Source organism: Paenibacillus sp. FSL R5-0519, assembly GCF_037974275.1.
Classification (GTDB): Bacteria; Bacillota; Bacilli; order Paenibacillales; family Paenibacillaceae; genus Paenibacillus.
The window spans coordinates 4285274-4311464 of record NZ_CP150234.1; the positions used below are offsets into that span (position 1 = coordinate 4285274).

The window sequence follows — 26191 nt, forward strand, 5'->3', positions numbered from 1 at the left end:
TATGGCTGGAATCTCATCATGTATAAGTCCTTCGTGAAGTTAGCTTCTTCCCGATATATGTATCATATACAGAAAGACTCCCGTTCCACTGAACGGAAGCCTTCTTCATGCACATGAATCTGATATGTCAGTCCACTTGCGCAGCAGACACCTTGCCAAGATCATACCATTCTTCCGACTGCGAGGTAATGAAAGGACTCGGTCTGCCCACGCAGTAAACGTGCAGCAGATGCATCGCTCGCGTACAAGCCGTGTAGAACAATTTGCGTTCATGCTCATGGGCGTACTGCTCCGCAGAGCCATCATAGATCAAGACAGCATCAAATTCCACTCCTTTGGCCAGATACGCAGGAATGACATGAACACCCTGTTCAAAAGCCAGCGTCGTTTTCTTAATTAACTTCGGTGCTGTGGGAAGCACCTTACTCAATGCAGCATGTACGTCTCTACTCTCTTCGGCGGTCTTGCAGATAACTGCGACTGATTCATACCCTTCTTTGATCAAGTGCTGAAGGTCTGTCGTGATAACGTTCATATGCCGCTCGGCATCAGAAGAAACGATAACTTTAGGCTTCTCGCCGCTACGGTTAAATGGAATGATCTCTTCCCCACCAGGCACCATGCCACGGGTAAACTCCACGATCTCCCGGGTAGATCGATAGCTCCTGGTCAGCTCAATCACTTCCGTATTGTCTGGACCGTACAGATTAGTCAAAGGTCCAGTTCCACTAAGCACGGAGGAGTGGGCATAGATTGCCTGATTAAAGTCACCGAGTGCTGTTATTTTCGCACGCGGGAACAACCTCTTCATAAATGCCAACTGAAACGCAGAATAATCCTGGGCTTCATCAATAATGACATGACGGATATTGGAGTTAATATGGAATCCTAGCATCAACTCACGCAGATACAAGTATGGCGTAATATCTTCATATGCCAGTTCCTGAAGCTTCAATCTGCGTAAAGTCATCTTACAGATTTCATCCCATTGAGCAGGTAGCGCTTCGTCACCAAGCAGTCGTACCATCTGACCCTCATCGTTGAACAGATGTGCATATAATTGTCTTATATCGACGAACCGCAATGACTTGATCCATTTCCGTAACGGCTTGAGTCGGTCACTGACCACCATACGTGCCAGAATTTCTCTTTCTTGCTCGAAGTCATTAAACGTATGGGTCTTTCCTTTTTGCTTACGCTTTAACCGTTGGTATGCACGTTGCAGATCCTCCGGCTCCATCAGATCAAGCTGCTGATCGACCCAAGGCGCATCCAGTTCACCTTTACCAAAGGCAGACAGTTCTTTCAGCATCCAGTCCCGCAACATCTCCAGTCGGCTCACCAGCTTAACGGATGACTCGAAACTGTAGAATTTCTCAGCCATAGCCTCTGACGTAACAATTGCTCGGCCCTGGAAGCGAACCGGCTTGAATTTCATGCCACCTGACAGCATGCTCTCCTTATAACGCGTAATGACTTTCAGGAAAGATTCCGAGGATTTGAACCGAATGCTGGACATGCGAACATCATAATCGGGATCTTCTGTTCCCGTAAGTACATATTCGAGCTGAATAAACGGATCTTCCAATTGATATTCACGACCCAAACGGCGCTCCAGATACTCCTGGAAGGTCGTTTGCAGCATGTTTTCCTCCCCAAGCTCAGGCAGTACCGTGGAGACATAACTGTTGAACATCGGGTTTGGTGAAAAAAGAACCATCTGATCCGCTTGCAGATGCTCGCGATACTTATAGAGAAGATAGGCCACACGCTGGAGCGCGGCGGATGTTTTGCCACTGCCGGCTGCGCCTTGCACAATGAGCATACGTGTCCGGTCATTACGAATAATCCGGTTCTGCTCCTTCTGAATAGTCGCTACAATACTCTTCATCTGTGCATCCGAAGTTCGACTAAGCACAGCCTGTAACAACTCATCACCAATCGTAACTCCCGTGTCAAACATGAAGCGAATACGTCCGTCCCGAATGACAAACTGCCGCTTCATTTCTATATCACCGCTGATCTCCCCGCTTGGTGTATGATACTTAATCGGGCCCGGTGCTCCGTCATAATAGAGGTTGGAGATCGGTGCACGCCAGTCGTATACGAGAAAGGATTCCTCTTTCTCGTCTAATAACGATGCAATCCCCAGATAGATGCGTTCCGCATTCGGGTATCCATCTTCCTTGAAATCGATCCGGCCAAAGTACGGTGAATGATGCAGTCGTTTCATTTTATCCAACGCCGCCGCTGTGTTGAGATGACTGCGCTCCCGATCGGACAATACCTGTGACTGCTGCCGCATGCTGGTTGAAGTCTCCCCGACATCATCCGCTTCACTGAAGTTCATCGTAACTTCGTCCCAGAAATCTTTTCTCATGCCAACCACTTCATCACGGAAGGAACCGACTTCATCTTCTAACGTTGTGATCTTGCGTTCAATCTGATCGGTCACCATGTTGACCCGTTGCTGCTCTTCGCTCCATTGCTGCTCTGTACTCATATGTTAATAGCCCCTCTTTCCCCGGATTGTGTCCTCAAAATCCCATTTGACAAGCCCGAAAAGGCAATGGTATAATTATTAGAAAGTAAACATTTTAATTATATGTTAATTAGTTCTAATTTTCTGAAAACCATTTTTTATTGTACCAGTGACAACGTCCCGATGCAAGCGGAGGCGTTTTTTGTTGTTTTCATCTTCATTATTACCCAATCACTGGGTCCTCAACTGATCAAACTGTTTATGCCTACTTCTGTAATTCCTCAATCGTCTCTTGCCAACGTGTAATTGCTCCAAGTTCATCTTTTAATTGAAAGGTTATTCCTGAAGTAATCTCCGCATATGGCGCATGATCCATACGTACCTGGAGCACCTGTGCTTCAAAACGATCTCTCGGATGAACAGCCCCCTTAATCTCAGGCAACAACTCTACTTTCATACGAATATGCAGCAATCGTTGTCCTTGAACCGCAATCAAGGTAGCCTTGCCTGTTTTGCACATGTTCATACTGGTCTGTGTACCTTGCCACAGAGCAAGTCTAAGCTGACGGGGACTTATCGCAATCACTTCCCCCATACTAATCATCGCCTGATGCGGCCACTGATCCTCGGATACGGTCAGCAGTTGCATCGCTTCATGTTGTTTATGCTCCAGATTCGTCCCACTCAACCACTTCATTAGTTCAGCGTCCAATTCCTCTATAATCATGTCTATCCCTCAGTTCGTTAAATTTCATTCATGCCATTCAGCTGTATGTACGACAAAACAACCCGGACACGATTGTCCGGGCAATGTTGTAGTTCCATTGTATCTGATCACGAAGCAGATACGCAATTCGCACTTAGAGGTTGTTCAAAAAGTCTAATTTTGATTTCGAATCATGCCTAAGGCCACTTAAGCCAATTTAAAATTTTGTCCTGTGATTCTTTGTCTTCACTGGAGCTATGCACATGCTCGGCAAGTCGATTCAGACGTTCCAACTGATATCCGTAATCATAAATCGCAGCAGCCACGATCGACAGTCGTAACATGCCTTCCTTGTCGATATCAAACTGGGTGATCGCCTGCTCCATGAAACGGTCATTGTCCAATACAAACTGTGCGGCCTCTTCTCCGTTCGGTTTCAGCTTATCCTCGAACTTGAGCAATGCATGCTCATGGAATTTAATCACAAGTTCCAGATGAGAATCAAAAAACTGATCCATCGCTGTTGACCGTGGTGCCTGGAAATAGTGACGTTCAACCGAATCCAGCACCTCATAGCCTTTTTGCAGACTCAGCAGCATTTGCTTGTAGACTACCATCTGCCGGGTTTCGCTGAATTTCGAACGTTTCATCTTTTTCTGTTCCTCTTCGAACAAGTTATACTTGTCAGACAAAGACTTAATGGAACCGCCCAGGTTGCTTTTCTCCTCCCGGAATACAACTTCCTTGATTTCATCCGAGATTGAGGTTCGCAGAAGCAACGACATACCGCTGAACACACTCTGGATCTGCTTCACGAACTGAATCTTCGGTTTCGGAGGAAATACCGTAATGTTGATGAGAAACGCCGATACAATACCAACCAGTGTCAACAGAAAACGATTGAGTGCAAAATGCCAGTCACCCGAAGCTTCCATAATGGATACAACCGTGACCAGTGTCAATCCAACCGTCTCACCCATATTCAATTTAAGACAAATCATGATGACAAGTACAATAATTAATCCAACAGCGATTGGCTCATTGGACAATACCATGCCGCCAACCAGGGCCACAATAGCTCCAAGTGTGGTCGTTTGCAGCTGATCCAGAAAGTATTTCCAGGAGCGATAGATGGAAGGCTGCATCGCGAATATAGCTGCGATTGCGGCAGGCACGGGAGATTGCGGGTTCAAAAACAGGCTGCTAAGGTACAAGGCAAGCGTGACCGCAATTCCCGTCTTAAGTACACGAGCACCAAATGACATGGTGGTGACCCCTCCTCTTTACCGAACCTGAAATTTTACATTTGATAATCATGTTCATTATTACCCCATATTTCTTTTTTTGCCTGAATACATTCAGGAGAACGATTTATTGTACCATGGAAGACCTTCCGTTGCCATGTCATAAGTCAGAGGTACTATGAAATGGATTCATTTATGTATGTTAATACACATTATTAACCTAAAAAGAAGCAAATCCTCAAAATGGATTTTCACCAATTCGAAGATTCGCCTAAGTTTATATTATCTCTAAGGAATACTCATGCTTATGATGCCTGCCTAACGGTCTGTGCCCGCCCACTCTCTTTTGAACTGATCCACGAACTGCACCATATAATCATGACGCTGCTTGGCCAGCTCCTTGCCATAAGTGGTATTCATCAGATCCTTGAGCTTGAACAGCTTTTCGTAAAAATGATTAATCGTTGTGCTGCGCCCGTTGCGATATTCCTCACGGGTCATCTGCTCCCGTGGGGGAAGGGACGGATCATACATTTCGCGTCCTCTCGCTCCTGAAAAGGCAAAGGTGCGTGCGATCCCAATCGCACCCAGCGCATCCAGACGATCCGCATCCTGCACAACCTGTGCTTCAAGCGAATTGACCGCAGGACGCTGGCCTCCCGCATATGAGATGGTGCTAATAATACCCACAACCTTATTACGTATATCCGGGTCAAGAGGCTGGGTATCCAGCCATTCATTCAATTTCGCCATTCCGGCTTCCAAGCTCTCATTCAGCTTTTCATCCGGTACATCATGTAATAATGCCGCCAGTTCGCAGACATATGGATCTGCACCCATACGATGAGCAAGTTCGACCGCAAGTGCAGTCACCCGTTCGATGTGTGGCCAGTCATGACCATCACTATGCTTGGATGAATCACCTTGAACAAAAGATCGGGCGGCTTGCAGAACAGCCTCTCCTGCTGTTATTCCATCTATTTCTGACATCTTACGATTCCCCGCCTTCACGGGCCTGTTCACGAGGAATACGTCGTGCGACACCCGTTTTAACAGCGGCTTCAATTACGCGACTGCGCATCGATTTGACCACTTTATCATTGAACACACTCGGAATAATATAATAACGTGTACGTTCTTCGTCCGTAATGGCTGAGGCAATCGCTTGAGCAGCTGCCAGCTTCATTTCTTCGTTAATTTCGGTGGCACGGCAATCCAGAACTGCCCTGAAGATGCCTGGGAAACATAACACGTTGTTGATCTGATTCGGATAATCGGATCGTCCCGTTGCCATTACCGCTACAATGTCTTCCACCAAGGCAGGCATAATCTCAGGTACCGGATTTGCCATTGCAAACACGATTGGATCTTCTGCCATGGTCTGCACATCTTCGCGAGTCAACAGATTGCCGCGGGACAGGCCAATGAACACATCGGCTCCGCGAATAACATCACGCAAAGAGCCAGTCTCCAGTTCGGGGTTTGTACGAGCTGCATAATCACTCCAGACTTCATTCTCATAAGTTTGTGTCCGTACAATTGCCCCCTCACGATCGACACCTATAAGCCGGCTGGCTCCCGCAGACAATAATATGTTGCTGCATGCTACACCTGCTGCACCAATACCACAGACCACGATTTTCACATCTTCAATGGACTTGCCAACCAGTTTGAGCGCATTGATCAGACCGGCATATAACACAACTGCTGTGCCATGCTGGTCATCATGAAATACCGGAATATCCAATTCTTCATTCAGACGACGTTCAATCTCGAAACAGCGAGGTGATGAGATATCCTCCAGATTAATGCCGCCAAAGCCAGGTGATATCGCTTTCACAGTACGTATGATTTCCTCGGTGTCCTGTGTGTCCAGGCAGATTGGGAAGGCATCCACACCTGCAAATTGTTTGAATAACATTGCTTTACCTTCCATGACAGGCATCGCTGCACGAGGACCGATATTACCAAGTCCAAGCACGGCACTGCCATCCGATATGACGGCCACGGTATTCCGTTTAATTGTTAAAGAGAAGGCTTTGCCAGGCTCTTCTGAAATGGCTGAACATACACGAGCCACATCCGGAGTGTACACACGTGACAGATCTTCCCGGTTGTGAATCGGTGTTTTTGGTGTTACTTCGATCTTACCGCCCAGATGAAGCAGGAACGTCCGATCTGATACGTTAATAATGGACACACCTTTAAGCTGGCGCACCCCTTCTATAATTTTACTGTTATCTTGTGCATCTGTAACGGCGACTGTCAAGTCGCGAACGCTTACATCCTGATTGGTAGAAATCACGTCGATGGCAATGATGTCTCCCCCAGCTTCCGAGATGGCCGAAGCCACTTCGCCAAACTTGATATCCTTCGTTGTCATTTCCAGTCGAATAATAATGCTGTTACCATCCAGATTTCTTTGATTCATTTCCATTCCTCCCAGACTGAAAGTCTTGAGTTACAAGTTACCTGTTTGTCTTCGCTGCGCGGACACGTTTATCCTTTATCTTGTCCAGAAAAAGTGGTTCAACAGCCAAATACTTAAAATAAAAAGATGCCCTAAACACCAATGTCAGGCGTTCAGGGCACTTTTTTAGTATCTTAAATCTTTATAAAGTAAGGATGAACCTATTATTTCCGGTCAGCCGGTCTGCGCAGGACACAAATGTCATATGGATTCAAGCTAAGACTTGATTCCACAGCATCACCACTGAGCAGATCCGTGTAGGACTGTCCGTCCAATTCAACCCGCTTCTCATCTGGTGTGTAGTTCTGCACAAACACATAATCAGCTGTACCATCTGTACGCGTATGTGCCGTTGTTCCGGCAGGCAGCTCTGTTTCAAGTCCACGCTCAATGTTAAGGTCAGCAATTAGTTTTGCGTAGAAATCATCATAGAATGGTGCTTTCAGACGTGTCGCTACGTAATATGCTTTTCCTGAACCCAACTGGTTAACCGTCAATGCCGGGCGTCCGGCATAGAAGTCAGAACGGTACGTAGCCAGAGACTGCGCGCCTTCCAGATGAATCAGATCACATAGTTCAATGGCATCATACGCCGTATTGAGCTGAAGCTCGTTACCCTGCTCGGGGATAATTCCGTTCAGATCACGATCATGCAATCCGTCAATTTCCTCGGACCAGATGCCAAGTGTCTTACGCAGTGGGCCTGGGAATCCACCCAGGAAACACAGATCATTTTCGTTTACAATACCAGACCAGTAAGTGGCTACAAACGTACCGCCTTGTTCTACAAACTTCTCAATGCGTTCGCCAACACCTTCACGTACCAGATAGAGCATTGGAGCAATCAGCAGCTTGTACTTGGACAGATCTGCATCCATATCGATAACGTCTACAGCGACTCCTTTTTTCCAAAATGCTTCGTAATGCTCCTCCACGGTCTGTTCATACTTCACACCGATATTGCGCGGACCCTGTGAATCATTAACAGCCCAGCGGTTTTCCCAATCGAATATGATTGCAACTTCTGCTGGAACCGCTGTTCCTACAATGGCTTCCATGCCTTCAAGCGCCGTTCCTACGTCGGTGACATCTTGAAATACACGTGTGTGTTCCGTTCCTACGTGGTCTACCACCGCACCATGAAGTTTCTCACTGGACCCACGACTCTTTCTCCACTGGAAGTACTGAACACTATCAGAACCGTGTGCTACAGCCTGGAGAGAAGAAAGCAGATGCATGCCCGGTTTTTTCAGCTTGCTGACGTCTTGCCAATTCGTCGAACTTGGCGTACTCTCCATCAGCAAGAACGGCTGACCGCCTTTGATGGAACGAACGATGTCATGCATCATGGCGATACGGGACGCCTGTTTCGCGTCGTCATCTGCGTCATGCCAAGTCGGATAACTGTCCCAAGAGAGGAAATCCAGAATATCGGCGAACTTCCAATAGTTCAGACCGCCATAGAATTCCATCAGGTTGGTTGTGACTGGCAGATCGGGATTCTTAGCTTTCAATGGTTTCGTTTCATGCACAATAAAATCAGCTGTCTGATCCGTAACGAAACGGCGCCAATCCAGATTCATCGCATGTACCTGTGTCTCACCGTGTGGAGCTGGAGATTCCACTTGACTCCAGTCTGTAACCGTATGGCTCCAGAATGTGGTCCACCACGAATGGTTCAGTTCATCAAGGGTTTGATACTTCTTCTGAACCCAACCACGGAACGCTTCCTGGCAATAATCACAATGACAGTCTCCGCCGAACTCGTTCGAGATATGCCAGCCGATTACAGCCGGATGATCCGAATAACGTTCTGCCAGCCTTGTATTGATCGCAGTAACCTTCTCACGATATACCGGGGAAGTATAACAATGGTTGTGACGGAAACCATGCAGATTCCGGACACGATTCTCGGATACGCGGAGCACTTCCGGGTACTTTGCGGACATCCAGGCAGGTCTGGCACCACTTGGTGTAGCCAGGAACGCATAGATACCGTTTGCTGCAAAACGATCCAACACCTGATCCAGCCATTCAAATGTGTATACGCCCTCTTCCGGCTCAAGGGATACCCATGAGAAGATACCAATGGACATCACGTTACACTTGGCAAGCTTCATCAAGCGAATATCTTCTTCCAGAACTTCAGGGTAGCGGAGCCATTGCTCCGGGTTATAGTCTGCGCCATGCAACATGTATGGGGCTTTGGAACTTACAGGTGCATATTTGTATGTCATAAGGACATCTCCCTTGCTTTTGAATTACAATTTTTATTGAATACAACGATATTACACGTATGTCACAACATCAGATTCTTCTGTAATAGTAGCGAGTGCTGTAAACGATTCCAACTTCCGACCTTTAAAATCAAACATGGTGAGGTTGCCCCAGTTATTCGGATGTCCGACGGACCATTCTTCTTTACTCGGTATCCAGGCAGGTTCCCAATAATAGAATCCGTGCCCCAAACCACCAGGAACTTCGCGAATAATCTGCAACAGATCCTTCAGATATCGGGTCTGTCCCTCTACACTTGCAGGGTACCCTGGCAACAACAATTCTTCCTGATTCAAAATCCATTCAATGCCTTCCGGCTGCTCCAGCGTCCATGGATAAGCGGTTTCAACGACATTGATCGGCTTGCCATAACGCTCAGCCAGATCATGAAGATTATCACGTAACGCATCAAGCGTGCCATGCCACCAAGGGTAATACGAGAGACCAATGATATCGAACTCCACACCCAGCGCTTCAAAGCGATCATAAAACTTGCGGCTCTCGGCGTTATCTCCACCACGATCAATATGTATCATGATCTGTATATCCGGGTCAACGGATTTGACTGCAGCAATTCCGTACTTTACAAGGCCTGCAAAACGCTCCCACTGTTCATCCGTATCATGCTCTTCTCCACCGACACGCCCCTCATCCCATAACATGCCTGGCGTAATCTCGTTACCGACCTGCACCATGTCTGGAAGCGCATCGTGTTCCTTCAACGTTCTCAGAACATCAGCCGTATACATGCATACCGCACGTTGCAGCTCTTCATAGGACAGATTCTCCCATGCTTTTGGCTTCCATTGGTTGGCTGGATCAGCCCAGCGATCAGAGTAATGGAAATCAAGCAAAAATTTCAAGCCCTGTTTCTTGATCCGTTTGGCTATCTCCACCGTCCGCTCCAGATTGCAGAACCCACCAACAGGATCATTCCAGATTCGAAGTCGTATCGCGTTCGTGTCATTGAACTTCAGGATGGACAGCAAGTCTTGTTCCTTGCCATCCACATCACTGTAACTCCCGCCATGCTGTTCGATCTCATCCATAAAAGACACATCCATTCCCAGAACGAATGTCTTTTCCGTCAAATTGCTCACTGTATCAACCTCCATTAATTTGGGGTACAGGCTCAGCCTTTAACTGAGCCCAACGTCATACCTTTGACAAAGAAACGTTGCAGGAAAGGATACACAATCAAGATTGGTGCACTTCCGATGAAGATCTGAGCTGCTCTTACCGTCGTTTGAGAGAGAGCTTCCATTTCTTTTGGATTCATGCTCATGCTACTCATATCACGTCCAATAATGACCGTTTGCATAAAGGTAGCAAGTGGGTAATCCTTCGCGTTATTCATGTAGAGCAATCCATCAAACCAGGAATTCCAGTGGAACACCATACTGAACAATGCAATGGTTGCAATGGACGGCATCGAAATGGGAAGGAAGATACTGAACAATGTTCTGAAGTGGTTAGCTCCATCCATCAGCGCCGCTTCCTCCAGCTCTTTTGGAATACCGCGGAAGAAGTTCAGCATCAGGATGACAAGGAAGGTGTTAACCGCCCCCGGCAGTACCAGTACCCAGAAGGAATCCATCAATCCGATCTTCTGGATAACCATGTAGAATGGCACCAATCCCCCGTTGAAAATCATGCTGAATACGAAAATCCAGGAGTAAATCGTTCTGCCTTTGAACTCACTATTCTCTTTGGACAACGGATACGCCGCCAGGAACGTAATCAGCAAGGTGATAGCTGTACCGATCACTGTACGTAGAAGTGAGATCCAGAGCGAGTTCAAGAAAATTGGATTGTTCATCGTCTTTTTGTATGCCTCAAGGGAGAATCCTACGGGCCAGAGATTGACCAGATTTGCATCGGCAGCAGCCTTTGTACTAAAGGATACTGCGAGTACGTGAACCATCGGTATGATACACATGATGGCAATCAGAATCAGAAAGCAGGTATTGACTATATTAAACACGCGATAAGGCAAGGATTTATGATACATCGTGGTCCCTTCTTTCTCTGTTCATTCGATTAGAATATGCGGTATCCAGCGTATTTTTTGGCTAAGCTGTAAGATACAAGAATCAGGATCATGCTAATGACCGATTTGAATAATCCGATCGCTGTTGCGAAGCCCATCTCACCGTTTTGCATTGCAGAACGATATACGAAGGTATCTATGATGTCACCCGTTTGATATACGAGCGGGTTGTACAGGTTGAAAATCTGGTCAAATCCGGCATTCAGAACGTTACCAAGTGCCAGTGTTCCCACAACCATCAGCATCGGTACAAGCGAAGGAATGGTAATGTGCAGTGTCTGTTTCCAGCGTCCTGCTCCGTCAATCTCCGCTGCTTCGTACAATGCTGGATTAATTCCGGCAAGGGCAGCCAGAAAAACAATCATGTTATAGCCAAATTCCTTCCACACATCTGTCAGAATGACCGTAGATCGGAACCAGCTGTTGTCTCCCAAGAAGAAGTACGGCCCGAGTCCAAAGGTCCCCAGAACCCGGTTAACCAAGCCGCCTGTTGACAACAGATCTATCAAAATCCCGCCCAGAATGACCCAGGACAAGAAGTGAGGTAAATAGACAAGCGTTTGAATCGTTCGCTGTATAGCCATCTTGCGAACCTCATTCAAAAGAATGGCAAAAACAAATGGAACAAATAAATTGAAAATCAGTTTAAGCACAGCAATAATCAATGTGTTCCAGATAACCTGTAAGCTGTCTTCACGTTCAAACAAATATCTAAAGTTGTCCAGCCCGACCCATTCAGAACCGCTAATTCCAAGCCATGGCTTGTAGTTCTGGAATGCCATAATGATCCCGCCCATAGGCACATAACTGAAGATGATCAGAAAGACGATCGCTGGCAGCAGCATTACGTGGAATGGCCAAGTACGTTTCAAAGTTCTCATGATTGCTCCCCCTGTATTTCTTCCTACTCAAGTACTCCCTGAGTGGCTTATAATGCGATTATATCAACCTTTTACAGGGTCCAAACAGCACATAAAAGCAATATAAATGGCACAAATTCAACCACTTTGCCTCAGCCTGAATAAACATAAAAAAACACCCAGACGTTAACCGTCTGGGCGCTGCTTAACACTATTTTTTCACACCGTCATACCACGCATTGACCTCTTGTGTGATTTGATCTCCACCACCGGATTTCCACGTTTGTACAAATGTATCAAACGCATCAGCCGGATTTTTGCCATAGATAATTTCGTTAAATGCTTGATTCTCGATTTTGTTCAAATAATCCAATTTGGATTTCATCGTCTGCGTTGTTGGACCTGTGAACATGTTCTTGAAGGAAATTTCTTCTTGGCTCAGCAACACTTTCGCTGCGGCAGGAGTTTCCTTACCGTAATTGACAGCAACATCTTTCTCAAGCTTCGTTTCAGGCTCTTTGCCATCCGCCAAGTTCAGAAGTGCTTTCATCTGGGCATCTGGAATACGAGCACCGTCGCGAACAAGCAAATAACGTACTACGTTTACGTATCCGCCTTCGATCTGGTCAATCGGCATTTGTTTTCCATTTGCATCCAATTGGTAGTCATAGCCTGCAAAAAGACCGTTATCATAAGGGCTGCCTGGTGCCGGATCTGCATAATTGTCGAACAGGTAGTTCTGGTACGTAAAGAATGCTTCTGGGTGTGCCATATCTTTTTTGATCAATGTAACACCATTAACGAACTGTGTTCCGTGACGCATCGCTTTTCCTTCAGGACCGGTAGGAATTTCAATCGGTTTCCATACCGCACTCGGTACATTTTTCACTGTATCGAGAAGTGGCCATCCACTCATCCAGTAAGGTCCTGGAATAATACCTGCCGTTCCTGCAACTGCTGGCTCTGCTGTTTTGTTCTCATCCCATAGCGCTGCTTCCTGCGGGATATATCCTTTTTTGAGCCATTCGCTCAATTTGGTCAGACCTTGCTTCATGCCTGGATTGATGGAGCCATACTCCAACTTGCCATCCGCATCCAGATTCCATTGTTGAGGCAAGGTGCCATATGCACCAAAGATCCAGGATACATCTCCCATCCATGTGTTCATGGATGTTTTGAAACCAACGCTGAGCGGAGTGACTTTTTCAGGAGCCAAGCCGTCCGGGTTATTGTTTTTGAATGCTTCCATAACGGTTTCCAGCTCATCGATTGTTTTTGGAGCTTTCAGATTCAACTTGTCCAGCCAATCCTGGCGAATCCAGAGCAAGTAATCATTGTTGTATGCGTAGTCCAGAACAGGGATACCCATTCTTTTGCCATCACGACTATATTGGTTCCAGACGTTAGGATCTTGCTCCATCGCTTTTTTCCATGTGTCTGAAGCATATTTGTCGAACAGTGGACCGACTTCTTCGTACATGCCAGAGTCGATTAAGTCTTGAGCGACGAGATTGTCAGCACTCCCGATCGTCACGATATCCGGCATTTCCTGTCCGGAGGACATAGCCAGACGAAGCTTGGTTGCAAACGCACTGTTGGTGTCTGTTACAGACCAGAGCGCGCTGATATTAATCCCGAATTTTTCCTTGGCCCACTTGGTAGCCACGTTATTTTCCATGGATTCACCATTTTTAAACTTCAGCTCAGGATCGATTCCCCATGCTGTTGTAATGGTTACTTCCGGATCATACTTTTCTTTGTATTCGTTCTGGGTTCCAGATGTACCTGGTGTTGCACTATCTCCGCCTCCACTGCCTCCTGAACATCCTGCAAGAACGACAGTTAGACTTAGCGTTGTAGCGAGAAGCGTCAAGAATCTCTTTTTCGTTGATTGCGCTCTCATGTTGTTCCCCCTCAAATCGTTTTGGTTACCCTTTCATTATAGGCTGACCAGGCCTTTGAGCCTATGATACGAAATCAAGATTTCTGCACCTTTGCCAACCTATATTCTGGAATGTTGTTGTAATTATGCCTGATCCCGAAATTCATTGGGTGTCATACCATAATGTTTTTTGAACATTTTGCTGAAATATTGCGGATTCTGATAGCCAAGTTCACTCGTAATCTCGTATATTTTTTTGTTGCTATTCTTAAGCAGATACAGAGCACGCTCCATGCGCATACGAATCATGTAGTCCCCGAGACCTTCCCCTGTCTCTGCCTTGTAGATTTTTGATAGGTATACCGGGTGCAAATATACCTTGTCCGCAATCATCTTCACCGACAGATCCTGTCCCGTATCACTTGTCACCAGCTCCTGAACCTGCTTGATCACATGTCTGCGGCTCTGCACACCTTCCTGATCGGACAACTCTTCCTGAAGCTTCGCCAGCATCTCGGTGGCCCAACGCCGCAGCTTCTCGGGTGATTGAATCAACTGATGGGCAAGGAGCAGATCGAATCCCGCATGATCAATCTCATGCACCAGATGGCCCTGTTTATGGGCAATATACATGAATGCATTGGTTACCGACAGATACATCTCATACACATGTTCTCGGGATAATCGTACCTGTTCTGCCGCGTCAAAGACCGTGTTCAACTTACGCGCCGCCGCTTCCCATTGCTTGGTCTCAAGCAATTGCGGAAGTACAGGCGGTCTGTACAACTCTTCGAGCGCCTGGGTCGCATCATTCTCCGATCTTTTGCCGAGTGCCTGATCCATGTCCATATATATAATCTTGTGTTCTTCCGGTCCCGAAAGGACAAGGGAACCCAGGCTTTTTCGATAAGCTGCTGTCAATTCGTTAAAGGGAAATGATGGTGTAACGACCATGGACAGATCCCCCTGTAGATATCGAATGACATGCTCACGGAAAGTTTCAGCTGAGGTTCTCAACGTCTCCAAGTCCATCTGCGGAGCTTCGATCTGTCCCTGATTCTGCAAAAACATAACCAGACACTCATGAGGTCCGCGACCAAACCACACGTTGAATTGCTCTCCGAGCACTTCCTCTGCAATATTACCTACCGCAAAATCCATCAGATCCAGAGATTGCTGATCCATTGATGAGAAGCGTCCTGTGAGACGAATCAGCATCATCACAGCCAATTGTTCCGGGTCAATATGAATCTCATATTGTTGCAGTTGTTCGCGAAGTGCCCGCCCCGTGATCTCACGTCCCAGCAACAGATCATGCATCAGATTTTCCCGTAAAATTTTATAGTCAGACTTCCGACTGTATAAAAGCCGGTGATATTTGTCGAATTCATCCCATTCATCGCGAAGAGATGTGATGGCTGCGGACACAGAGCTCATGAATTCATCATCATTTACAGGTTTCAGGATATAATCCGTTGCCTGCAATTGAATGGCTTTCTTGGCGTAATCAAAGTCACTGTGACCGGTCAGCAAGATACAGCGGATATGAGACCAGCGTTTGCTTACCTCTGCAATGAGATCGAGTCCCGACATGCCAGGCATGCGAATATCGGTTACCACGATATCCACTGCATTTTCCTCCATAATCTCCAGCGCTTCTTTACCCGAAGCGGCACGAAGCACAGTCGTTACTCCAAGCTCTCCCCAGGGGATCGTAAGTTCCAGACTTTCTGTTACATACGTTTCATCATCTACTAGCAGTATATCTATCAAGCAAGTCACTCCCTATCTCGTTCATTCTGCAATTCATTCAATAATTCATCATGCTCCAGACATCTCAGAGGCTCATCCTTCGTTCTCCAAAAGCAATTCCCGTTCAGCAGGCCACGACAGTGTAACCCGTAATCCGCCAAGTTCCGATTCCGTTATATCAAGCCCTGCCTGCTCCCCATATCGAAGCTGCAGTCTCTGATTCACATTCCACAGGCCACAGCCCATCTCCTGATCCATTGTTCCCCTAAGCTTATTCAGAAGCGCCATACGTGCCTCCTGTGTCATGCCTTGCCCATCATCTTCAACCACAAGAACCATGACACCGCCCTGTTTTTCCCCGGATACTCTTATTTCTCCGGCTTCCGCGTCCGCTTCGATACCATGAATCACCGCATTCTCCACCAGTGGTTGTACAATCAGTGGCGGTACTTCCTCTCTTAACATCTCATCAGACAGATCAAGCTTGTAATGAATTCGGTCCATACGCATCCGCTGGATCTCCAGATAACAGCTGACAAATTCAATTTCCTCTGTCAACGGCACTACATCCCGCTCCTGCCTTGTCGTATACCGATAATATCGGGAAAGGTTATGCGACATTGCTACGACGGCGTCCATACGCTTCAGCTTCGCCATACTCGTAATGAAGGAGAAACAATTATAGAAGAAGTGCGGGTTAATCTGCGATTGCAGCTGCTTCAACCGAGCTTCACGCACATGAATCTGTTCCAGGTAAACGTGTTCAAATAACTGCTGGATCTGCTCCACCATCAAGTTGAACCGTTCAGACAGGAAACTGAATTCATTGCGGCCCTTCGGCTTAATCCTCACCGAATAATCTTCCTGCTTCAACCGTTGGAAACCGCGAATAAGTTGTTTCACTGGTACCTGCACCTGGACATATAACAAGTAGGCCACGCCAAAACTCATCAACAATAAACAAATCATGGAAGAATAGAAGAGCATGTTTGATTGATGAATAGGCTTTAGAATATCTGACAGGGGCATGTAATCCACCAAATACCAGCCTGTTGTGCTGGATTTCACGGTATTGACCATGTAGGGCTCGTTCCCGATCACTACTGTACGATTATCAACGTCCTGAAGTTCATGGGCCGACAGTTCTTCCATCAACTGATTCGTTAATGAACGATCTGAAGTCCGATTATAGATAACCCCCGACTCTTCCCGGAAGTAGAACGGATCATGTCTGCCATCGTCCTTGAATTTGTCGAGCATATCCCGAATGTTGTCACTATCAAACTCCAGTTTAATAATCGTTTCCGCATTATTAGCCGGGTCTTTAATACCGTACGGAGATACCGTAATCCAGCTAAACATAAACCGATCATCTTCCCCATCCTGAATTTTGCGTACATCCCAGCCGGAACTGATATTTTCCCTTAGCGCTTGTTTATCGTAAGAACGTGCATCCCTTTCGGAGACGACCCTGCCCAGCGAAGGAGAGTACAGATATAACTTCGTGGCCCAATTGGATGAGCTTTCCTGAATACTTAGCTTATTCTGAATACGTTTGACCAGATTGATCGCATCCAGGTCAAAGTAGTTACTATCCGCATAGATTCGCCGGAAGCTGGCAATATCCGGATCATGTATGAGCAGATTCGGCCATGAGGATAACAGTTCGATGTGCGTGTTCACTTGATTTTGGAAAAACTCAAGCTGGTTACTATTCGATCGATTCAACTCATCTCTGAGAACAGCTGTTGTTTTGTGATTGGAGTACCAGTACAGAAGCACTACAGGAATCAGCATAATCAGAATAAGAATGACCATTTTGGAAAACAGGTTTGTCCGATATGACATCTTTTCATCTCACCTTGTCTTAATTTGTCGTGACATTAATTGTAATGATGTAAGCGGTAAAGACAAACTATTTTTTTGAGACAAACCAATTCATTATCTAGCGTAAGCGTTACCAATTGAAGGGGGAAGGAGATAAAACCAATATTTCAGCACTAATTGCAACTTCCACGCACAAAAAGAGCCAGCCATGGGCCAGCTCTCAATCTGATTTAGTATATCTCTTTGAACGTTCTATCTAGATTAACCTTATTCCACATCTGTTTATGTAATTATTCTTATTTTCTATAAAAATATCAACTATGGCATATCGTAATCAAACACCGTATTCGCTCCATCCACACCTACATCGAGTACAATATCCATGAGTTTCCCGCTGACGTACAGTGGGGATTCCGCTTTCCCATAAAACTCCAATTCCCCTGTAAACGTTCCATGGGGTTCAATCTCGATATGTACTGGCCTTAATTGTACAGACCGCAAGGCTTCCAATAGTGGATCGTCCTTAAACTTATAACTGCGTGCGAGATCAGGCAATAACACAGCGGATACGGGATCTCTGCCGTAATTTTTGAGTGTCAGGTCGCAGGTTGCTCGGGTCTCACCCGTTTTCAGTACGTTAAAGGTACACGAGCTTGCATTCTGTAGATAGGATACCGCATCTATGCCTTTAGCCTCCCACTTGGCTATATACATGAATTTATCCGTCATATACGAGTAACTGAGAACAAGAGCGAGAACAACAATCCACAACCCTTTCGCAAGTCCCGGAAACGACCGACCAATCTCTTTGCGAGTAAGATAATAGCCACAGGCGAAGATCCCCAATCCGAGGAAAAGTGTGATATGTACACCGCTTAAGTAAGATGTAGTATACGGTGATATACCTATTGCTGACAGTATTGTATCTCCAACAGAAAAGCCAAGATGATGGTTAAATGTAAAGATGATCGCAATTAGCAATAAAGCCCCGGAGAACACAAGTCTGGTCCTCGACACACAAACACCCCCTAATCAACCACCTGATTATATCATATTTTTCCTAATTATGATTAACAATCCAAGTCAAAAAATAACAATAAAAGAACGTCTTCGGTTGTTCACCGAAAACGTCCTTTTGATTTGTCACCGACAAGAGCTTGTAGGATACAAGTCTCTTATCATAACTGATGATCATTTTATTTACTTTTGGCAAGGAATGCATCGAGTTGTTCCTGTTTGGCTGCAATAATTTTATCAATTCCCGCTGCTTTCAATTTTTCCAGATATTTCGGAATCATTTCATTTGGATCAACGGCGCCCGATGTCATGCCCGGCTTGAACTGTTTGTTCACGTTGTTGACTGCAGCAATTTCATTTTTGACCGATTGACTGTTGAATGTAAAGCCCAGTGCTGGGGACTTCACACCTTTGGCGTTAAATTCTTTGAACTTTTCCCACTTTTGTGGGTCTTCATTATCCCAGAGGAAGTTCAGGAACTGGTTACCAAGCTGCCACTGGGCACCTGGATTGTAGGTACGACTGTTGGCATCTACGCCTTCAGGGAGAGTAATGATATTATCCTGTCCGTCTTTTTTCACATAGTGGGTGCCTTCAATTCCGAAGTTCAGCAAGTTGTTAATTTCCTTGTCGGAATGCAGCAGGTTAATGACCTGCATCGCTTTCTCCGGTTGCTCGGAAGAACGGGAGATTGCAAGCATTGCTCCAGATGCATCACCTGTCGTGATTGTCGGCTGTGTCATCTCAATCTGAGTCAGTGGGAAACCCACATACCCTTCTTCTTCTTTATCCTTGCCTGGCTTCATGCCGTCTGTCCAGAGAAACGCTTTTCCAGCCTTCGCCTGGTCTTTCGGGAACACATTGGACGTAGCCGCATCACTGTTGATATATCCTGCTTGATACCACTTGCGGGCGAGTTCAGCTGCTTCCTTGAATTCAGGCGTCTCCACTTCATTCAGCACCGTTGTTCCGCCTGCTGTTTTGGAGATCACCCCAGGTACGGAAGCATCACCGAGATAATCCCAATCCAGATTCTCCAACAGCCCGTTACCATTGGTGTTAGACATATAGAACGGTGTAATGCCTGGTTCGTTTTCCTTGATTGTTTTGAGCAGTGGCTCCAGATCAGCCCATGTCTTTACAGCTGTCAGGTCCAGCTTATATTTATCGGCCAGATCTTTACGAACCAACACACCACGTGTGGCAGCGAGTTCCTTATTCGTAGGAACGCCGTAATTCACGCCGTCTACCTGGGAGCCTTCCAGAAAGGCAGGGTCCAGGTTTTTCTTGATATCCTGACCATAGGTATCAAGCAGATCATTCAATGGCAAGAATGCACCTTTCGCTACATTCACCGTGTAGTTCTGCCAAGCTGCAGTGAAGATAATGTCTGATTTTTCACCGGAGGAGATCATGAGATTCAGCTTATTATCCCATTGCCCCCAGTCAATCGCATTGATCTTAAGCGTGGCTCCAATCTTCGGCTCCATCTTTTTGTTAATCTCGGCTTCCACCAGAGCGACATCCTTCTGTGGTGTCCCTGGATAAAACAGTGTCACTTCGTATGGTTTACCCCCACCCTCGCTTGCTCCTCCGCCTTCTGCACCAGGTGTTGTTGTTCCACCCTTGTCTGATGAGCAAGCTGCCAGCACCAGGCTCAGCGCCATAACTGTTGCCATCATGCGTGACCATACCTTTAATGATCTAACCAATTGAACCCCTCCTGTCATGTGTTGAACCATACAACCGATTTCCCCAATTCACAAATAAACCTGTAACTACTTCTGTATATGCCCTTTCAGTCCATCTTCATTTACCTTGCCCTCTCTGCTAACCGGTTCAGAGTTATCCCTTCACAGCGCCAACCGTAAGACCTTTGATGAAATAACGCTGGAAGAACGGATATGCCAGTACAATTGGACCAATACCGACCACAGCCATCGCCATTTGCAGCGTTTTGTTAGGCAGATTCAGCAAGCCACCCTGGGACGAAATCTGTGAAGAGACGTTGGAGTTGGTTGTTAAATATTGAATATCGAGCAGCGTTCGATACATAAGGTACTGAAGGCTGATCGTCCGGTTATCTGATATAAAAATCATGCTAAGGTACCAGTCATTCCAGTAATTCAGTGTACTGAACAACGCGACGGTTGCCATAACGGGAAGAGAGAGCGGTAGTACGATACGTGCAAACGTTCTCAATTCTCCTGCACCATCAATCCGAGCGGATTCCAGAATGGACACCGGAATGGAGTTCGCGAAGAATGTACGCATAACCAGTACAAAGAATGGGGATAGCAGTAGCGGCAGTATGAGTGCCAATATGGAGTTTTTCAGATCCAATACATTGACATAGACCAGATACCAAGGTACCAGACCTCCATTGAACAGCATTGTGAAGAAGATGAAAAAGGCGAACCAGCCCCGGTAAGGCAGATCTCTTCGCGAGAGCGGATACGCATACAATGCGGTCAGCGCAACACTTGTTATAGTTCCTACAACGGTAACAATAAAAGATATACCATACGAGTGAAGGATCTGATCCATATCTCTGAACAGAAACTCATAAGCCGTCAGGCTGAACTTCTCTGGAATAAGCTTATATCCATTGGCAATTACGGTTGTCTCGTCCGAAAATGAGATGGCGAAGACAAGCAGGATCGGCACAATACAGGCAACGGCATAGAATAGAAACATCGCATGAATAACGGATGCGGAACGCTTCGATACGGCTAGTGGATCATGTGATTTCACAGCTGACCTGCCTCCTCTCAAAATAATGCATTATCTTTATCTATTCGTCTTACAATGGTATTAGATACAAGAACCAGCACAAATCCGACGATGGCTTGATATAGACCGGCTGCTGATGACATTCCGATATCTCCACCGATAAGGAACGTACGATATACATAAGTATCCAGTACATTTGTTACAGGGAACAGTGCTCCCGACTCCAATGGAACCTGGTAGAACAGGCTGAAGTCCGCATAGAATATACGGCCAATCTGCAATAACGTCATAATGACGATTAGTGGTATGAGGAACGGAATGGTGATGAAGCGGATCTGATGCCACTTGGTTGCTCCATCGAGCACAGCTGCTTCATAGTATTCTTCATCGATACCCACAACAGCTGCCAGATAGATGACGGCATAATATCCAATATTCTTCCATGTGTTCACCAGTGGCAAAATATACGGCCAATACTTCGGCTCGGAATACCAGTCGATCGGCTGACCGCCGAACATCTGCAGAATTGTGGAGTTCATGAACCCTGAATCCTTGCCCAGGAAAGCCAGTACCAGATAACTGACCACAATCATGGACAGGAAATACGGCAATAACATAAGTGATTGATATAACTTGGACATTGCCTTGTTTTTCACTTCATTGAGCAGAATAGCAAGCCCGACACCTACAAAGAGATTCAGTGCAATAAACACGGTGTTATACGCGAGTGTATTTCGGGTAATTTCCCACGCATCACTGGTTGAGAACAAATATTTGAAATTGTCCCATCCACTCCACGGGCTTCCCCAAATACCATCAGCATAGTTTACATTTTTGAATGCGATCAGAACGCCGAACATCGGCATATAGTTGTTCACCAGCAGAAACAGGACACCTGGCAAGAACATGAGATACAGCACCTTGAATTTGCCAAGATTGTGCCACACAGACTTGCGCTTTCGGACTGTTTCTCCCGGTATTTCCGATATCCGTACTCCCTTACCCGCCTGGGGTTGTGTCTTCATAACTTGTTCTCCCTCACTCCTCTTGAATTCTTCCTCAGGATGAAGCTCCGTTGCGGCTCCTGTGGTTCAAGTATACGGCGGGGAAAGTAAGACCTCTATCTGCTGTGGTGACCTGTTGACTTATCAAATTATGACTTTAGGATGTGTCTGAAAACTCCGAAGGAAGCAGATTTTGCCGAGTTTTCGTTCCAAGCAAGGAAGTTTTCCGCAGGCGTGCCGGGGCACGTCAAGGGAAAGTGACGCAGGAGGGGGCGAAAAGGCGGTAAAAGATGCACTTCAGCGAGTTTTATGACACGTCCTAGTACCAAAAAAAACAAAAGACGCAGCATGCTGCGCCCTGGACTATACGGTACGTGACTGTTTACGAAACTCCTGTGGTGTGATCCCCGTGCACTTTTTGAACATTTTGGTGAAATGCGAGTAATTATAATACCCCACCTTGCCAGCGATGTCCGTTACCTTGACGGTGGACTGGGACAACAACGTTTTCGCTTTAGCTACTCTGCCCTGCAGGATAAACTCAGATAGGGACATGCCCTTCTCTTTCCGAAACAGACGGGATAGATAAGCGGGATTGAATCCGGCAAAAGCTGCAAGTTCCTCTCGCATAAGTTCTTCACCAATATGGGTTTCAATATAAACGCACAACTGATCCACAATGGTCATAGGACTATGATCGTCCGGGTACAACACCGGGATAACACGATCAATCAGATCCGACGTCCACTGCTTCAACTGCGGTAGCGATCTTGTCACCACACTCTCTTCCGGCTCCCGTTCACCCGGATACAGACTGCGTATTGACACGTTCTTCTGATGAAGCAGTGGATAGACCACATGCAGCATGGCATGGTAGTAGAGATGCAGCATTTCAGGAGACAATCCCTCCTGGGCAGCAAGCAATTCAAAAATTTCATCCACACGTTCTCGCAAATCCCCTACTTTCCCTGTCTCAAAAAGAATGGATAATTCCGAAAACCATGGAATAGGCAAAAAGCGATCTTCCTGATCTCTTCCACGCTCATCATAGACAAAAACTTCTTCAAGCTCCTTAATATTGCGCCGTTCCATATCCATCAGTTCATTTAACATGCCTTGCAGTTCAGTTACAGCAACCGGGACACCAACATAACAGGACAAGCGGCAGTAGAAATACGTACCACAATCCTGGATATACCCCTGACAACGTTGTGCCACTTCGCTCGCACTCGGGATGATGCCGTCTTGCTCGTAAGCGAGTACAATATTCAATCCACTTTGATCCTGAAACACCTCACCCGGCTTGTTGCCAAGCAGGATCTCCCTGGCTGCATTACGGAGCGCATATTCCAGCACCTCCTCGTCGCGCAGGTCAAACTCACGCAGCCACTCCTCTACCGAGATCACAATGGGTAACACACGAGCCTGCGGATCAATCTCGGCACCATACAATTCTGCGAGCTCTTGCAACCGTTGTTTGGTTAAGGTGATGCGCTGAGAGATGGCATCTTTCCAGAAGCGTTCTGTTAGTAGCGGTTTATGGGTCTTCCAGCGTTTGTATACGGTCTCATAAACTTCGTTGGTACGGGTACGCTGCTCTCCATCCTTGATCTTCTCCACCGCCTGGGTTACTACCTTAATCAATTGATCCGCTGGAGCCGGCTTCAACACATAATCAAAGCTATTTAGCTTGATGGCTGTCTGAGCATAATCGAATAAAGCATGCCCTGTCAGGAAAATGGTCAGTATGCCTGGATCATGTTTTAACACCCAGCTTTGCAGGTCAAGTCCTGTTTCACCAGGCATCTCGATATCACAGATCATAATATCAATAGCATTTGCTCTTAAGATTTCTCTTGCCTCTTCGGCATCACAAGCACTGAATACCTGCTCAACGCCTGCTGCTTGCCAGTTAACACCTTCCACCATCGCTTGTAATGCATACACTTCATCATCCACGATCAACAGGTTCCGCATGGGCTCCCCCTTCTTCCTCTTCGGTCTGTGCGGGCAAATCAATGATGACTTTGGCGCCATGATCCGCACCATTTCCAAACTGCAAACTGGCTTGATCACCATACTTCACTAAAAGCCGATGAGCCACGTTCCATATTCCGATATGCTGTCCACTCGGGTCCTCAGTGTATTGTCCATGTTGCAGACGCTCCAATAACTCCTTATCAAATCCGACGCCATTATCTGCAATCATCAATTGAAGCACCGTGCCATCGACCTGACCGGATGAGTTCGTACCGAAACGTGCCACGATCCGAATGACGAAGGCTTGCGTCCGGCGCTGAAATCCATGAATAATGGCATTCTCCACAAAGGGCTGAATGGTTAATGGAGGAATCACATAATGCTCCAGATTCGGTTCGACATCCAGTTCAAAATCGAATCTGCTTGGAAACCTCAGCTTTTGAATTTCCAAGTAATGACGAATGTGCTCCAGCTCTTCATCCAGACGAATGACACGTTTGCCTGCGCGCAGACTGAATCTAAAATAATCAGCCAGATGACCAGCCATCTGCTGCACCAACTCATGCTTTTGCAAGGAAGCCAGACTATGAATAATATTGAGTGAATTCAGGTAAAAGTGAGGATTAATTTGCATCTGTAATTGTTTAAACTCTGCCTCCCGCGTTCGCAGTTGTTCCTCATACACATCAATCTTCAGATGCCTGATCTCACTGGTCATCTGATTGAAACTTCGTGTCATAAATTCAAGTTCCGAAGAAGATGGCGGGTCCAGCTTCACATCGAGATCTCCCCGGCTCACCCTTCTCATGCCTCGAATCAACGCATTCATCGGGCGGAATAACAGATGCCGCAAAAAGATCAGTGCAGTAACCAGGATTACTGCCGCACCGATGGGGAGCAGACGAATGATCTGCTGGAAAAACGGGAGGTTACGCATCATGTCTTCCTCAGGCAGCAGCACGATATAATTCATCTGGGACATCGCCGAGGCAATACCCAACATCAGATATTGGCGTGCTTCTCCCTTGTTCACAACTTCGGAGATTACCTGATACGGATCTTTCAGGCCAGGAAGATGCGCTGCAGCAAGCTGAATCTGTGCAGTAGTCAAAGTGGAATCAGATAATGCGCCACCGTCTGTTCCAACAATGACTGCGCCACTCCGATCCCCGGATTCAGTGAATGGTTGTGTGTGATTCAATGCATTCATATCGACAAGTGCACCTGCATAGAATTGCTGGTTGATTCGCACCGTTTTGACCAGTGCATTCCACGTACCGCCACGCACGATGCTCCATTCCGGCTTCTGGATATCCCCTTCCAATTGCTGCATCTGGACAGGCATACTCTCCTGCACAACCGACTTTTTGACATCATAATTGCCTGAAGTGGCGAGCAGCAGATCATCATTCACGGCATCATATAGAAAAAAAGAATCGATTAGATTATAAAAACCGATATCTGTCATGAATTTGTTCATAATTCGTTGCTTGGCAATAATATAATCGCCGCTACCATATTTCAGAAAAAACAGAGAGATAATATCCGGGTCCCGCTCGCCCAGACTATATAAATACCGATTCGTCTCCTGTAATACACGTTCATTCTGCTCCACACTCTTGGCGAGATGGCTCATATTGGTGAGGGATACTTTGTCACGGACAACTTTCATGGCGTAGACGTTGTTGTAATAAAGCAACATGAATAGTGGCAGCATGATCAATGTAAGACCCACAATAAATTTAAAACGAAGTGAACGGATCAAGTTCATGGATTCCCGCCCTTTTGGAGGTAGTTCAAGAAGTCTGCTTTTGAACACACACTTTTTTTGATTCAACATCATTTTTCTATTTTCTTCCTTATGATGGCATGTTTATTGTAATCACCCCTGCTTGCCATTGTCTATG

At 46.3% G+C, this 26191-nt stretch carries 18 protein-coding genes; all 18 read right to left on the reverse strand.

The features are described from left to right. Positions 1 to 127: 127 nt before the first annotated feature. The 18 genes from helD to MKY73_RS19285 all read right to left on the reverse strand — a co-directional run bounded on the left by helD (position 128) and on the right by MKY73_RS19285 (position 26055). Positions 128 to 2503, reverse strand: a complete 2376-nt coding sequence (gene helD / locus MKY73_RS19200) for an RNA polymerase recycling motor HelD (RefSeq protein ID WP_339303061.1) — start codon at positions 2501 to 2503, stop codon at positions 128 to 130. 244 nt (positions 2504 to 2747) lie between these two features. Then, complete coding sequence (locus MKY73_RS19205; RefSeq protein ID WP_339303062.1) at positions 2748 to 3209, reverse strand: pyridoxamine 5'-phosphate oxidase family protein; 462 nt, start codon at positions 3207 to 3209, stop codon at positions 2748 to 2750. Positions 3210 to 3385: 176 nt separating this feature from the next. Then, positions 3386 to 4453, reverse strand: a complete 1068-nt coding sequence (locus MKY73_RS19210) for an aromatic acid exporter family protein (RefSeq protein ID WP_339241310.1) — start codon at positions 4451 to 4453, stop codon at positions 3386 to 3388. Positions 4454 to 4750: 297 nt separating this feature from the next. Beyond that, a complete protein-coding gene (locus MKY73_RS19215) occupies positions 4751 to 5422 on the reverse strand; it encodes an HD domain-containing protein (RefSeq protein WP_339303063.1) in 672 nt (223 codons plus the stop codon). A gap of 1 nt (position 5423) precedes the next feature. Continuing rightward, positions 5424 to 6863 (reverse strand): NAD-dependent malic enzyme, encoded by a 1440-nt coding sequence (locus MKY73_RS19220; protein WP_315936401.1) that lies wholly within the window; start codon positions 6861 to 6863, stop codon positions 5424 to 5426. 203 nt (positions 6864 to 7066) lie between these two features. After that, positions 7067 to 9139 carry a beta-galactosidase gene (locus tag MKY73_RS19225; protein WP_339303064.1) on the reverse strand — a complete coding sequence of 691 codons (2073 nt, stop codon included), beginning with the start codon at positions 9137 to 9139 and terminating at the stop codon, positions 7067 to 7069. Positions 9140 to 9190: 51 nt separating this feature from the next. Continuing rightward, positions 9191 to 10279, reverse strand: coding sequence for an arabinogalactan endo-1,4-beta-galactosidase (locus tag MKY73_RS19230; protein WP_339303066.1), 1089 nt, complete (start codon positions 10277 to 10279; stop codon positions 9191 to 9193). A 32-nt stretch (positions 10280 to 10311) separates the two neighbouring features. Continuing rightward, positions 10312 to 11190, reverse strand: coding sequence for a carbohydrate ABC transporter permease (locus MKY73_RS19235; protein WP_091032085.1), 879 nt, complete (start codon positions 11188 to 11190; stop codon positions 10312 to 10314). A 29-nt stretch (positions 11191 to 11219) separates the two neighbouring features. Beyond that, positions 11220 to 12110: an ABC transporter permease subunit gene (locus MKY73_RS19240; protein ID WP_339303067.1), complete on the reverse strand. Its 891-nt coding sequence runs from the start codon at positions 12108 to 12110 to the stop codon at positions 11220 to 11222. A 190-nt stretch (positions 12111 to 12300) separates the two neighbouring features. Next, complete coding sequence (locus MKY73_RS19245) at positions 12301 to 13992, reverse strand: sugar ABC transporter (RefSeq protein WP_339303068.1); 1692 nt, start codon at positions 13990 to 13992, stop codon at positions 12301 to 12303. 123 nt (positions 13993 to 14115) lie between these two features. Continuing rightward, positions 14116 to 15744 (reverse strand): response regulator, encoded by a 1629-nt coding sequence (locus tag MKY73_RS19250; RefSeq protein ID WP_339303069.1) that lies wholly within the window; start codon positions 15742 to 15744, stop codon positions 14116 to 14118. A gap of 72 nt (positions 15745 to 15816) precedes the next feature. Further along, positions 15817 to 17571 carry a sensor histidine kinase gene (locus tag MKY73_RS19255; protein WP_339303070.1) on the reverse strand — a complete coding sequence of 585 codons (1755 nt, stop codon included), beginning with the start codon at positions 17569 to 17571 and terminating at the stop codon, positions 15817 to 15819. Positions 17572 to 17868: 297 nt separating this feature from the next. Beyond that, positions 17869 to 18567, reverse strand: a complete 699-nt coding sequence (locus MKY73_RS19260) for a hypothetical protein (protein WP_339303071.1) — start codon at positions 18565 to 18567, stop codon at positions 17869 to 17871. Between the two features lie 179 nt (positions 18568 to 18746). Then, positions 18747 to 20279 carry an ABC transporter substrate-binding protein gene (locus MKY73_RS19265; RefSeq protein ID WP_339303072.1) on the reverse strand — a complete coding sequence of 511 codons (1533 nt, stop codon included), beginning with the start codon at positions 20277 to 20279 and terminating at the stop codon, positions 18747 to 18749. A 133-nt stretch (positions 20280 to 20412) separates the two neighbouring features. Further along, positions 20413 to 21321: a carbohydrate ABC transporter permease gene (locus MKY73_RS19270; RefSeq protein ID WP_339241288.1), complete on the reverse strand. Its 909-nt coding sequence runs from the start codon at positions 21319 to 21321 to the stop codon at positions 20413 to 20415. 17 nt (positions 21322 to 21338) lie between these two features. Then, complete coding sequence (locus MKY73_RS19275) at positions 21339 to 22325, reverse strand: ABC transporter permease subunit (protein WP_339241286.1); 987 nt, start codon at positions 22323 to 22325, stop codon at positions 21339 to 21341. 342 nt (positions 22326 to 22667) lie between these two features. After that, a complete protein-coding gene (locus MKY73_RS19280) occupies positions 22668 to 24281 on the reverse strand; it encodes a helix-turn-helix domain-containing protein (RefSeq protein ID WP_339303073.1) in 1614 nt (537 codons plus the stop codon). After that, positions 24256 to 26055: a sensor histidine kinase gene (locus MKY73_RS19285; RefSeq protein WP_339260321.1), complete on the reverse strand. Its 1800-nt coding sequence runs from the start codon at positions 26053 to 26055 to the stop codon at positions 24256 to 24258. The genes MKY73_RS19280 and MKY73_RS19285 overlap by 26 nt, the downstream gene beginning before the upstream one ends. Between the last annotated feature and the right edge of the window lie 136 nt (positions 26056 to 26191).

What these genes read in the sequence shown, in the direction of transcription:
- MKY73_RS19205 (WP_339303062.1), bottom strand. Translation starts at nt 3,209, where the DNA reads ATGATTATAGAGGAATTGGACGCTGAACTAATGAAGTGGTTGAGTGGG.
- MKY73_RS19275 (WP_339241286.1), bottom strand. Translation starts at nt 22,325, where the DNA reads ATGAAGACACAACCCCAGGCGGGTAAGGGAGTACGGATATCGGAAATA.
- MKY73_RS19215 (WP_339303063.1), bottom strand. Translation starts at nt 5,422, where the DNA reads ATGTCAGAAATAGATGGAATAACAGCAGGAGAGGCTGTTCTGCAAGCC.
- MKY73_RS19220 (WP_315936401.1), bottom strand. Translation starts at nt 6,863, where the DNA reads ATGAATCAAAGAAATCTGGATGGTAACAGCATTATTATTCGACTGGAA.
- MKY73_RS19235 (WP_091032085.1), bottom strand. Translation starts at nt 11,190, where the DNA reads ATGTATCATAAATCCTTGCCTTATCGCGTGTTTAATATAGTCAATACC.
- MKY73_RS19280 (WP_339303073.1), bottom strand. Translation starts at nt 24,281, where the DNA reads ATGCGGAACCTGTTGATCGTGGATGATGAAGTGTATGCATTACAAGCG.
- MKY73_RS19225 (WP_339303064.1), bottom strand. Translation starts at nt 9,139, where the DNA reads ATGACATACAAATATGCACCTGTAAGTTCCAAAGCCCCATACATGTTG.
- MKY73_RS19285 (WP_339260321.1), bottom strand. Translation starts at nt 26,055, where the DNA reads ATGAACTTGATCCGTTCACTTCGTTTTAAATTTATTGTGGGTCTTACA.
- MKY73_RS19240 (WP_339303067.1), bottom strand. Translation starts at nt 12,110, where the DNA reads ATGAGAACTTTGAAACGTACTTGGCCATTCCACGTAATGCTGCTGCCA.
- MKY73_RS19210 (WP_339241310.1), bottom strand. Translation starts at nt 4,453, where the DNA reads ATGTCATTTGGTGCTCGTGTACTTAAGACGGGAATTGCGGTCACGCTT.
- helD (WP_339303061.1), bottom strand. Translation starts at nt 2,503, where the DNA reads ATGAGTACAGAGCAGCAATGGAGCGAAGAGCAGCAACGGGTCAACATG.
- MKY73_RS19255 (WP_339303070.1), bottom strand. Translation starts at nt 17,571, where the DNA reads ATGTCATATCGGACAAACCTGTTTTCCAAAATGGTCATTCTTATTCTG.
- MKY73_RS19245 (WP_339303068.1), bottom strand. Translation starts at nt 13,992, where the DNA reads ATGAGAGCGCAATCAACGAAAAAGAGATTCTTGACGCTTCTCGCTACA.